Source organism: Balneolaceae bacterium, assembly GCA_034521495.1.
GTDB lineage: Bacteria > Bacteroidota > Rhodothermia > Balneolales > Balneolaceae > Rhodohalobacter.
This window is the reverse complement of the sequence record JAXHMK010000009.1, coordinates 319,890-331,659: the sequence shown is the minus strand read 5'-3', so window position 1 is coordinate 331,659 and position 11,770 is coordinate 319,890. Positions and strand designations below refer to the sequence as shown.

Sequence of the window (11,770 nt, the reverse complement as noted above, 5' to 3'; positions counted from 1 at the left end):
CTTTATTCTAAATCTGAGATCTAAATTCTAAAATCATCATTCATCAAAAATCATCTTTCACTCCACCGCATCCACATCCACATTAATTCTCACCGCAGAAGCGCCTTTGGGTTTCATCGAGTCGTATGTTGCAAATATTCGATTCAGCAACTCTTCTATTACATGTGCATTATAAGATCGCTTCAATTTAATGTTCGCTTCCCATTGGTACTGGCCGTTCATCCACTCTATAACAGATGGTGACGGCCCCATCACTGCATTTTCACCAGCCACTTCACGCATGGCATCACAAAATCGGTCAGCCACAAGCTGTACCTTGCTGATCGATTTAGATTTAAAATGGAACACAATCATGCGAGAATAGGGAGGAAAACTGAGCATCTGCCGATTGGCAAGCTCCTGTTTAGCAAATGCTTTGAAATCGTGAGTGCGGGCAGATTCAATCGCAGGGTGATCCGGTTTCCAGGTTTGTACATATACAACTCCCGGTTTTTCTGCCCTTCCCGCACGTCCCGCAACCTGGCTGAGTAATTGAAACATCCGTTCACCTGCACGAAAAGAGGGAAATGCCAGCTCGGTATCGGCATTTACAACACCAACAACGGTAACATTCGGGAAGTCAAGCCCCTTGGCTACAAGTTGAGTACCAATCAGTATATCAGCTTCACCATTCAGGAATTTCTCATAAATATTCTGGTGGCCAAATTTTCCGGAAGTTGTATCACGATCCATCCTCAAAAGACGTGCGTCGGGAAAAAGCTCCTGCATCTCCTCTTCCACTTTTTGTGTTCCGCTGCCTTTCGACTTCAGATTCTTTGAACCGCAATTTTCACACTGACTATCTGCCCGTCGTGAATAACCGCTGTAATGACACAGCAAAATATTTTTCTTTTTGTGATAGGTAAGGCTGGTAGAGCTGTGAGGACTTTGAGGTATATGTCCGCAATCTTCGCACTGTAAATACGAAGAGTATCCTCTTCGGTTGTAGAGTAAAATCACCTGTTCATCCCGATCCAGCGCCTTCTCCATCTCCAGGTGAAGTTCGGCTGTGAGTGATTCTTTCATAGCACCTTTGTACTCCAACAGGTTCAGAATTTTCACTTCCGGCATTGTACCGGTGGGACGAAGGGGCAGTTGCAACATGTCGTACTTTTTCTCCATCGCGGCTTTTACAGAAACCATTCCCGGAGTAGCTGAACCCAAAACCGCTACAGCATTCTCCATGCTTGCACGCATCACAGCTACATCGCGGGCGTGATATCTTGGGGATGGATCAAACTGTTTATATGATGAATCGTGCTCCTCATCCACCACAATCAGCCCGACATTTTGAACCGGTGCAAAAACAGCTGAGCGCGGACCGATGGCAATTCTCTTTTCTCCAGATTTCAAACTTTGCCATGCTTCAAACCGCTCACGATCACTCAACCGACTGTGCAGAACGGCAATCTGATCCCCAAAAATCTGGTAAAAACGCTGAACGGTTTGCGGAGTCAGCGCAATTTCAGGAACCAAAACCAATCCGCCCCTGCCCTGCTCCAATGCATGTTTTAAAGCGTGAATATATACTTCTGTCTTCCCTGATCCGGTTACTCCATACAAAAGGAAACTTTTAAATTCCCGGTCATCCAATGATTTTTTGATCGCTTCATAAGCGTTCTGCTGTTGATCTGAAAGTGTTTTGATTTGATCGGGATCGTGAACTCCATTTTGTTGAGTATCCGTTTCAACCGGAAGATCTACAGATTCAATCCAACTCTCTTCCTCAATTCGCTTCAGCGTATAAGGAGTGAAAAGTTTCTCACCCAAAAGTTCCTGATGAGTTTTGGGAAGATCCAATTCTGCAAGTTTCTCAAACGCCTTTACCCATTTTTTAGATTGTTCATTTTCAGGGAGATTTTCCAGGATTTCATTTGGCTGAACCGATTCGGGAATCTGCCAATGCTTGGCCGTTTTGTAATCTACTCGCTGGCGGGGCTGTTCCCACACTTCAACCCAGCCGGTTTTGATCAATTTATTCAGAACTTTTTTATCTGACCCTTCCCGCCACCGTTTTCGGGCTTCCTGAAGAGTATATTCTTTGCTCTCTAAATCTTTGAGAATCTCCTTCTCCTTTTCGGTTAGTCGTGATCGGTCAAGTTGTTTTACACGCAACATTTTTTTCGAAGAAAAGTTCAGCCCTACCGGTAATGCCGCCTGGATCGCTTCACCCCAACTGCAATAATAAAAGCGGTGAATCCACTCCGTAAGCTGAAGCATGGTTTGGTTCATCACCGGTTTTTCATCCAAAACTTGTTCAACCGGTTTTGTTTTAAAATCCGGCTTCCGATTGTGCACCTGCACGGCCATTCCAATGGCAAACTCCTTTCGAAGCGGCACCCAAATCCGCATTCCGGGCTCTACTTTCTGATCCTCAGAAATATGATAGGTAAACAGCCGCCTGACAGCTGTGGGAAATGCGATATCGACATAGGTTTTTGGCATGTCGAAAGCTATGGAATCTTAGGGAGATCCGCGAAGTTTCTGAAACTTCGCGGATCTTTCAGTTTAGGCTTTTAAAAACTATATTCACGCTTGATCCAATCGTGAATAACCGACTAAACCCGGATTATTCACCAAGAAATTTGGATGTCTGCAAGGCGTCACGGAAATGGTGGCGGAAACGTACCTGAGTACGTTGAGCAAACCATTTGTGGGACAACGCAGCAGTCGGACAAATTTCGCAGCTTCGGTTAGACACCCAAATTTGGGCTATAAATTATTCTCTATAACGAAAGTAAAAACAATATATTAGCATATAAAAAAATAACTTAGTGAATAATTCGGGTAAAGTCATGGCCAGAACACCAGATCAATCAGAAAGAAATTCATCCCTCCGGAAATCAAGAGTGATTTTTTGTGTGGTCATGACATTGATTTCCCTGATGATTATCTGGCCCGGTTACACATTGTTTTCATCAGCTACTCCACTGATATTCGGTTTACCTCTTTCATTTGCCTGGATCATCTTTTGTACCATCGCCGGGTTTGCCGCACTTCTGACTCTTTACATATCAGACAATAAAAAGATCGATACAGACTAAATGGAAACCGGCACAATTATTCTCATCATCGTCGGTCTTTATCTTTTCATATCTCTTTTAACCGGAATTTTACCCTCCCTGAAAATATCTAAAAGTGTGAGCGGATATGTAGCCGGTGACCGCAGTATGAATGTGTTCATTCTCTACTTTGTATTGGGTGCATCTATCTTTTCATCCTTTGCATTTCTGGGCGGACCCGGCTGGGCCTATTCACGGGGTGCGGCTGCTTTTTACATTATCGCTTACGGGGTGATTGGAATTGTACCCTTTTACTTTTTTGGACCAAGAACCTGGCGGCTTGGAGAAAGATATGGTTACGTAACCCAGGCTGAACTGCTGGCCGACCGGTTCGATAGTACATTCATGTCTGTAATGCTGGCCATTCTCAGTGTAGTGGTTTTTATTCCATATCTGACTCTTCAGATGGTTGGTGCCGGATATGTTTTGAATGTGATCAGTGAAGGCATGATTCCATATTGGCTCGGTGCCGGAGTGACTTATCTGGTGGTACTCATTTATGTCTATTTCAGTGGCGTGATGGGTGTTGGGTGGTCCAACGCGTTCCAGGGAATGTTTATGATGGTAATGGCCTGGGTATTGGGAATTTACCTGCCAAATACATTGTATGGCGGTATCGGTGAAATGTTTACAGCCATTATGGAGAGTGGAAATACAGCCATGCTCGAAGCCCCCGGATTGGCCGCCGATGGCTCTGCGTGGAGCTGGTGGGGATACAGTTCAGCCGTTCTCGTTTCTGCATTTGGCTTTTCAATGTGGCCGCACCTTTTTATGCGCAGCTACGCCGCCAAGAGTGCCCGGTCACTTCGTTTGAGTGTTGTTCTGTATCCCACATTTCTGATATTTCTTGTCCCGATTTTGATGATCGGTTTTTCTGCTATTGTGGCTTTTCCGGGCGTGGAACAGGCCGACACTATTCTCCCCCATATTCTTATGCAATTAGACTTACCAGCTATTGTAGTAGGATTATTTTGCGCAGGTGCACTCGCTGCCTCCATGTCCTCCGGTGACGCCATTCTTCACTCTGCAGCCTCAATTGGAATTCGCGATGGAATCAGCCAGTTAGTAAAAAACCCGTTAAGCGATAAAAAAGAACGACTGCTTATCCAGATTTCAGTGGTTATTATCGGTTTGATATCCTACCTGTTTGCCGTTGTGATTGATGTGTCGATCGTTGCTTTACTTTTGGGATCATATGGCGGAGTTGCACAGATCTTCCCGATTGTTTTTGCCATGTTTTATTGGAAAAGAGCCACAAAAGCTGGTGCACTTGCCGGTTTGATCGGCGGAATTCTGGTAAATACAATTTGCCTGATATTTCCTGAAATCAAACCATTCCCCATGCACGAAGGTATTTATGGTTTGATGGTGAACGTCATTTTGCTTGTAAGCATTAGTTTGGTCACAAAACCGGACGATCCCGAACGGGTTGAGAAGTTTGTGAATTCTGGGTCTGATTAGTATCAGACACTTTAATTAATAGCGAAGCGGAGCTTCTGAGAGGGGTGTTCCGAAGGAGGACCTTCGGAACAAGTAAAAAACAACTCTACCAGGAGCTCACTTTGTTTGCGCTCTGGCAGGTTGTTTAATTTAAAGCCCGTTCCAGATCTTCAATAAGATCATCGGGATGTTCCAGCCCAACACTGATTCGAATCATGTTCTCCGGTGAAACAGATCCCTCTCCTTCACTGCTTCGGCGATGCTCCCAGGTACTTTCCACTCCTCCAAGACTTGTTGCCCGTTTAATCAGCCTGGATTTTCCAACAATATTGATGGTTCCACTTTGATCGGCATCAACCAAAAATGAAATCATCCCTCCAAATCCCTTCATCTGTTTTTTGGCTATCTCATGACCTCTGTGTGATTCCAAACCGGGAAAAAATACATCTTCAACTCTTGGATGATCCGCTAAAAATAAAGCCACTTTCTCCGCATGTTCATTATGCCCCTTCATCCTGTACGAAAGCGTTCGGGTACTACGGCTCAGCATCCAGCAATCCTGGGGAGATGGAACGGCACCGCCCAGTTTCTGAACGGTGAGAATCTGCTGAAAAAAATCGTCATTCTCTCTGGATACTACAGCACCACCTAAAATATCACTGTGCCCTCCAAAATATTTGGACGTAGAATGCAGAACCAGGTCAATCCCAAAATCAAATGGCAATTGATTGACGGGAGTAGGCCAGGTATTATCGGCTACCGTTCGAATATTGTTCGATTTAGCCAACCCTGCAACGGCTTTTAAATCTGTAATTTGCATCAGGGGATTGGATGGCGTTTCAATCCAGATGAGTGCTGTATTCGGCTTAATATGATCTTCAATATTTTGAAGATCCGTCATATCAATAAAATCAAAATTAAGTCCCCAGCGGGTCATAATTTTCTTAATCATCATCCGGTTGCCGGCATAAACATCTTCCGGAATAATCACATGATCGCCGGTTTTAAGAGACTGCAAAACAGCCGTTGCTGCTGCAATACCGGACGAAAATGCAGCAGCAGCTTCTCCACCTTCCAGCGCAGCAATCAGATGCTCAAACTGCTGGCGGTTAGGGTTTTGCAGTCGCGTGTAGTGAAAATCATTCTCATCCCTGCCTTCCGAATCAATCTCAAAAATTGTACTGGGTGATATGGGAGGAATAATAGATTTTGAAGGATTGCCGATATCAAGTCCGGCGTGAATAGCTTTCGTTTCAAATTTCATGATATCTGTATTCAATAGCGATTAATACTTCAAGTATTTGTTTTATTAGAACTTAATAACCAAATCAAAAATTATGGAGCTTGATTTGGAATCGCCTTCAATCTATCCCACTTTTTCAGCAATGTAAACGTTCGGTTCAAAAATTATTTCGGATTGTATCGATCGCGTTATCAGGCAAATCTCCTCAGCTTTTTCCAAAATGCGATAGGCTTTTTTCTCCCGGGTTTCATCCTCTATGGTAAGAACCGGTTTCAACCTCACTTTGTTCATCACATATTTACCATCTTCATTGCGACTCATATAACCCGAACTTTCTATCTTCAGATCTTTAAAGTTCAGCTTTGAATAAGCTGCAATTGCTGTAAATGAGGTAAAAAAACAGCTCACTACCGATGCAGTATAAAGATGCTCAGGAGACCAAACACCATCAACACCACCGGGAAATTCCGGGGGCGTTGCAACCTCAATAGTTTCATTAATTCCCGGCGAAGAAAGCTCACCGGTTTTACCCTCTTTCCAGGATAAATGAACATCGTATTGATGTTGATCAGGCAGCGGCATGTTCCTCCAGTTTTTGCCGGATAATCCTCTCAAGCTGAGGGGCTTGAACCACACCTGCTTGCTGCCATAATATTTCTCCCTTGTGAAACAGAATCATATTGGGAATCCCTCTCACATTGTATTGAATAGCTACCTGGGGATTTTTTTCTGTATCGATTTTTACAATTTGAAGATCATCACCAAATTGGTTTTTAACCTCCTGCAAAATGGGTGGCATCATTTTACAAGGACCACACCAGTCTGCGTAGAAATCAACAAGTACCGGCGTGTCGCCTTTTATCAAATCGTTAAATGTAATCTCTTTTTTTTCAGTTGCTTCGTTCTTCATTTTTAATTCGTTTTTATTTCTTCAAAGGTTACATCTTCCACGTTTGCACTGGAATTGGTTTGATGAGAAACAGCAGGTTTACAACGCCCCAGCAAACATCCGGTATTGGTTACGGTCTGAAATAAAATTAACAGGGATAACAGACCTGAAATAGCTGCTCCATTTGCCAGGTAGTTATATCCCAAAACGAGCCCAAGAATAAGCATGGCCCACCGCATGGGATACCAGTTAGAAAAAATCTGCTCTTTTATATTCATCTTTACCAGTCCATTTTTTTAGTTCGGAAGATTTATTTGGGTTGATTGATGAGCTTAATCGCCTGGCTCAACAATCAATGATAAGAAATATAATGACCAGCCTGACCCGGGTCAGTAACATTTGTTACAGTAGTATCTCTAAGAAACACTATAGCAGGGTAATCTTGTTTCTGCCGAGTTCTAAAACACCTTTTTTCTCCAGTTCCTTCAGGAGTCTTGAGATTACCACTCGTGCTGTTCCAAGCTCTTTGGCAAGTTCTTCATGAGTAATTTTAATCGTAGATTTACCTGTAATTTCTCTTCTTTTTTCGATGAAATGTACCAGCCGTTCATCCATCTTTTTAAATGCAACGGCGTTCACTACATCCAGCAATTCATGAAATCGCTGATGATATACATCAAATATATATTCTATCCATTCGGGGTGATGTTTAATAATCATTCCAATTTTCCGCACAGGAATTAGCAAAACGCGGCTTTCTTCACTTGCTACTGCTTTTATTTTACTTGATTCATTGTACAATCCCCCCATGAATGACATGATACACATATCACCCGGTTCCAGGTAATAAAGCAACATCTCCCTGTAATCATCATCCAGTTGATAGACACTGATGGCTCCCTCTAAAATTATGGGGATCTCTGATATCGGTTGAGCCGGTTTTACCAGAACATCCCCTTTTTTAAATTCGCGCTTATACCCTTCACCCTCCAGTTCTTTAATTATGTCAGGAACTGATTTTTTTTGCGAAGGATTTGAAAGTGATTGAAATGAGGGATTCATAAACGCTTCCTATCGACGAAAATCTGTTTCTTCCCCGGGTTTGTTATCCAGGATCTCTTCTATTTTTTCCATCAGATTATCCGTTAGTTTATCAACTTTCTCAATTGCCTTCATGTTCTCCCGAACCTGCTCAGGTTTAGACGCGCCGGTTATCACCGTACTTACATTGGGATTTTTCAGGCACCATGCCAATGCCATTTCCGGCATGGAGATATCGGCTTCATCAGCAATGTCAGCCAGTTTTTCTACTTTCTGAAGTTTTTGTTTCCCGCTCTCCGTCTCCAAAAGTTTTTCCCGAAGCCAGTCGTAATTTTCCATCGCCAGGCGGCTGTCTTCCGGTATACCGTCGTTATACTTACCTGTCAGCAAACCACTTGCCAAAGGACTCCAGATTGTTGTGCCTAAACCAATTTCATCATACAGTCGGGAATATTCCCCTTCCACTTTATCTCGTTTAAACATGTTATACTGTGGCTGTTCCATAAGCGGCGGACGCAACTGTTCGCGTCTTGCAATTTGATAGGCCTCACGAATCTGTTCAGACGACCATTCACTCGTTCCCCAATAGAATGCCTTTCCCTCGTTGATGACTTGATTCATCGCCCGAACTGTTTCTTCAATGGGTGTGAATTTATCCGGCCGGTGGCAAAAAATCAGATCTACATAGTCGGTTTGCATTCTCTCCAGAGATGCATTTGTTCCCTCAATGATATGTTTGTGGGAAAGACCAGAATCGTTAGGACCCTCTCCGCCCCAGAATATTTTTGTGGATAGTACAAGATCAGAACGTTTCCATCCCTCTTTTTTGATGATGTTACCCATAACAACCTCGGATTGGCCACCTGCATAGGCCTCAGCATTATCAAAAAAATTGACCCCGGCATCATAAGCCTCTTTCATACATTCAGTGGCAACCGCCTCATCAATTTGATCTCCAAAAGTTACCCAGGAGCCAAATGAAAGAGCAGAAACCTTCAATCCTGAACGACCTAAAAATCGATATTTCATATTACCTCTATTTGTAGTTCTTCTTCTGTTGTAAACTACAAAAACAGGACAACTTTTGAGTTCGTTCTGTCAAAAATTCAGATCGGCTTGCTGAATCTTAAGATAGCAGTGAACCGGTACGCAGAGCCGTTTATCATTTTCATGAATACAGCGGCCTGGAAGATCGACAGCCGAGAGAATTCGGCAGTCGAATACTACTAAATCATTCGGCGTTCCGCTTCGGATACAAATCGTCGGGCATCGCGGCGGGAAAAATCTTCCATGATGTATACATCATCGATTTCAAGATCTCCAAATATCTCTTCTCCGTCATAATCTATGATATGAAGTTTGCCATCTTCGTAATACACTTCACGGATCTCCCGAATCGGTATTTCAAGTGCATGGTTTAAAAGTGAATGGACACCGCTGCTGATCATCGATGTGAAGATCTCTGCAAGTACCGAGGCTTCATCGACATCCGCTTCTCTTCGAATTTCATTATCCAAGTTGGAAAGAAACCGGTCGGAGAACTGGATAACGATGAATTTATCAGTCAGCATAAGATCAACGGACCCTTCGCGGGTGGTCATTGCGTATTCGGCATCGGCATGAAGAAGGCGAGACGTAATATCCGCATCTAAATCATCATGGGCTGAAAAAATATGGTCGTGCTGAGCGGCGGTTTGAGATGGGATTAAGAAAAATAAAAGAGCTATAGCCGGAAAAATTGAAAGTATATTACTTTTGTATTTGTTTAGAATTTTCATGAGCAAAAAGTTGATTAGCGGATTTTAACAGGCTACGATTGAATCAAAAATATGTTTCGTAGATTTGACTTCTAATTCCATACAGATCCGCCTATCTTCAAAAAAGAGAGTTAAACACAATCTATTATGCAAACTATTCTTGGGTCGGGGGGTGCAATCGGAACGGAGCTCGCAAAAGTGCTCCCTGGATACACTGATAAAATCAGGCTTGTCAGTCGGAATCCTGAAAAGGTAAACTCATCTGATGAACTCTATTCTGCAGATTTGATGAATCCCGGTGCTGTACAGCAAGCCGTGGAAAATTCTGATGTTTGTTATCTCACCGTTGGCTTGAAGTACGATAAAAATGTGTGGAGGCGCTCATGGCCGGTCATCATGAAAAATGTAATTGATGCCTGTGAAAAACATAATTCGAAACTGGTATTTTTTGATAATGTTTACCTTTACGATCCAAATCACCTGAATCCTATGACGGAGGACACCCCGGTGAACCCCGCCAGTGAAAAGGGCGAAGTACGAGCCGAAATCGTGAAGATGCTTTGGGATGCTGTGGATGCGGGAAAAATTGAAGCGTTGATAGCAAGGTCAGCCGATTTTTACGGGCCCGGTTTTGAGAAACCCCTCTCTATTTAGATTGAAACTGTTTTTAAACCACTCAGCCAGGGCTCAACAGCAAATTGGCTGGGCGATGATTCCTGCAAACACTCCTATACCTATACCCCGGATGCCGGTAAAGCCACTGCTCTTTTAGGCAATACACCAGACGCTTTTGGAGAAACCTGGCATCTGCCTACCGCATCAAATCCGTACACCGGGAAAGAGTGGGTTGAAAAGATTGCAGAACAGATGAATCAGAAACCGAAATACAGAACTGTTTCCAAACTTATTGTTCGGCTCATGGGGCTTTTTATGCCTGTTATGAGAGAAAATGTTGAGATGATGTACCAGTACGATCGCGATTATGTTTTCAACAGCGATAAATTTGAGCAGAGGTTTGATTTTCAGCCAACGTCCTACAAGGAAGGAATCAGGATTGTTGTAGAATCCGATTTTCAACCCTGACAATTTTTCGATGTACTTTCAGTGACCAACTCAGTATTTTAATGCTTTCGGGATGTGGCGCAGTCCGGCAGCGCGCGTCGTTCGGGACGACGAGGTCGCAGGTTCAAATCCTGTCATCCCGACAAAACTAAATCCACTTTAACAAGTATATACGTTGTATCAAGATCCTCTTTCTTTTGTATTTCGTAGTTTGAAATATCTTCCTGAGCGCTGATCTTCCGAAGCAGTGCTTCGGGGTTCAAATCCTGTCATCCCGACAAAACTAAATCCACTTTAACAAGTATATACGTTGTATCAAGATCCTCTTTCTTTTGTATTTCGTAGTTTGAAATATCTTCCTGAGCGCTGATCTTCCGAAGCAGTGCTTCGGGGTTCAAATCCTGTCATCCCGACAAAACTAAATCCACTTTAACAAGCATATACGTTGTATCAAGATCCTCTTTCTTTTGTATTTCGTAATTTGAAATATCTTCCTGAGCGCTGATCTTCCGAAGCAGTGCTTCGGGGTTCAAATCCTGTCATCCCGACAAAACTAAATCCACTTTAACAAGTATATACGTTGTAATCAAGATCCTCTTTCTTTTGCATTTCGTAGTTTGAAATATCTTCCTGAGCGCTGATCTTCCGAAGCAGTGCTTCGGGATTCAAATCCTGTCATCCTGACAAAACGAATCCATTTAACAAGTATATCGTTGTATCAAGATCACTCTTTAACTATGTTTGGAGATACCGGATCGGAGTCCGGTATGACAAGAATCAAAAATTGATTTGCCTCACATCCTTTTTGGACAGCCTCGGTTCCACCGAAAGCATTCCTTCGGAAAAATCCTGTCATCCCGACTCTTTCGTATTTCGGGTCGCATACGTCAAAAGAGTCATCCAACTGGAAATCAAGAGAAGCCCTAAAAACTCTCGTGCGGCCTCTACTCCTGTCTGAATCATACGAACTTCATCAAACATGTGCTGAAATCCGCTTAACGTCAGATCCGGAACTATAAACAGCGCCCATATCAAACAAACAATGGCAAGTACAGTAGATGTGGCCCAGTGCAATCTCTTTAAAGCATACAGAATTGATAAAACAGACGCAGCTCCGTAAATCAACATCCATCGCAGTGCATCAACATCGTTGTATTGTACAATTGCCGCTAAGGCAAAAACTATGATTGCCAGGTAGTTTATATATCTCAACATTATTTAAATTTTATAAGATTTA

At 43.0% G+C, this 11,770-nt stretch carries 13 protein-coding genes and 1 tRNA gene; 5 read left to right on the top strand and 9 right to left on the bottom strand.

The features are described 5' to 3' along the window. Positions 1-57: 57 nt before the first annotated feature. Positions 58-2,484 carry a primosomal protein N' gene (gene priA / locus U5K72_06420; GenBank protein MDZ7718438.1) on the bottom strand — a complete coding sequence of 809 codons (2,427 nt, stop codon included), beginning with the start codon at positions 2,482-2,484 and terminating at the stop codon, positions 58-60. Positions 2,485-2,834: 350 nt separating this feature from the next. Here priA and U5K72_06415 point away from each other — a divergent pair, with 350 nt between their 5' ends. Both U5K72_06415 and U5K72_06410 read left to right on the top strand, forming a co-directional pair. After that, positions 2,835-3,083: a hypothetical protein gene (locus U5K72_06415; GenBank protein MDZ7718437.1), complete on the top strand. Its 249-nt coding sequence runs from the start codon at positions 2,835-2,837 to the stop codon at positions 3,081-3,083. Next, the gene (locus U5K72_06410; protein ID MDZ7718436.1) at positions 3,084-4,562 is read left to right on the top strand and encodes a sodium:solute symporter family protein; all 1,479 of its coding nucleotides are present in this window, start codon (positions 3,084-3,086) and stop codon (positions 4,560-4,562) included. Positions 4,563-4,686: 124 nt separating this feature from the next. On the opposite strand, the gene U5K72_06405 is transcribed toward U5K72_06410, so the two are convergent. The 7 genes from U5K72_06405 to U5K72_06375 form a co-directional block, all read right to left on the bottom strand. Then, entirely contained in the window at positions 4,687-5,805 is a 1,119-nt protein-coding gene (locus tag U5K72_06405) for a PLP-dependent aspartate aminotransferase family protein (protein MDZ7718435.1), read from the bottom strand. A 102-nt stretch (positions 5,806-5,907) separates the two neighbouring features. Beyond that, positions 5,908-6,366, bottom strand: coding sequence for an OsmC family protein (locus tag U5K72_06400; protein ID MDZ7718434.1), 459 nt, complete (start codon positions 6,364-6,366; stop codon positions 5,908-5,910). Next, a complete protein-coding gene (gene trxA / locus U5K72_06395; GenBank protein MDZ7718433.1) occupies positions 6,353-6,694 on the bottom strand; it encodes a thioredoxin in 342 nt (113 codons plus the stop codon). The genes U5K72_06400 and trxA overlap by 14 nt, the downstream gene beginning before the upstream one ends. A 2-nt stretch (positions 6,695-6,696) precedes the next feature. After that, positions 6,697-6,951 (bottom strand): hypothetical protein, encoded by a 255-nt coding sequence (locus U5K72_06390; protein ID MDZ7718432.1) that lies wholly within the window; start codon positions 6,949-6,951, stop codon positions 6,697-6,699. A 148-nt stretch (positions 6,952-7,099) separates the two neighbouring features. Further along, a complete protein-coding gene (locus U5K72_06385; GenBank protein MDZ7718431.1) occupies positions 7,100-7,735 on the bottom strand; it encodes a Crp/Fnr family transcriptional regulator in 636 nt (211 codons plus the stop codon). A gap of 9 nt (positions 7,736-7,744) precedes the next feature. Continuing rightward, a complete protein-coding gene (locus U5K72_06380) occupies positions 7,745-8,743 on the bottom strand; it encodes an aldo/keto reductase (GenBank protein MDZ7718430.1) in 999 nt (332 codons plus the stop codon). A 197-nt stretch (positions 8,744-8,940) separates the two neighbouring features. After that, complete coding sequence (locus tag U5K72_06375) at positions 8,941-9,492, bottom strand: hypothetical protein (protein MDZ7718429.1); 552 nt, start codon at positions 9,490-9,492, stop codon at positions 8,941-8,943. 126 nt (positions 9,493-9,618) lie between these two features. Here U5K72_06375 and U5K72_06370 point away from each other — a divergent pair, with 126 nt between their 5' ends. The 3 genes from U5K72_06370 (at position 9,619) to U5K72_06360 (ending at position 10,676) form a co-directional block, all read left to right on the top strand. After that, positions 9,619-10,125 (top strand): NAD-dependent epimerase/dehydratase family protein, encoded by a 507-nt coding sequence (locus tag U5K72_06370; GenBank protein ID MDZ7718428.1) that lies wholly within the window; start codon positions 9,619-9,621, stop codon positions 10,123-10,125. A 213-nt stretch (positions 10,126-10,338) separates the two neighbouring features. Continuing rightward, complete coding sequence (locus U5K72_06365) at positions 10,339-10,554, top strand: hypothetical protein (protein MDZ7718427.1); 216 nt, start codon at positions 10,339-10,341, stop codon at positions 10,552-10,554. A 48-nt stretch (positions 10,555-10,602) separates the two neighbouring features. Further along, positions 10,603-10,676: transfer RNA gene (locus tag U5K72_06360), tRNA-Pro, on the top strand. A gap of 709 nt (positions 10,677-11,385) precedes the next feature. Here the strand turns inward: U5K72_06360 and U5K72_06355 are convergent. Next, entirely contained in the window at positions 11,386-11,748 is a 363-nt protein-coding gene (locus U5K72_06355; protein MDZ7718426.1) for a transmembrane 220 family protein, read from the bottom strand. Positions 11,749-11,770 lie beyond the last annotated feature (22 nt).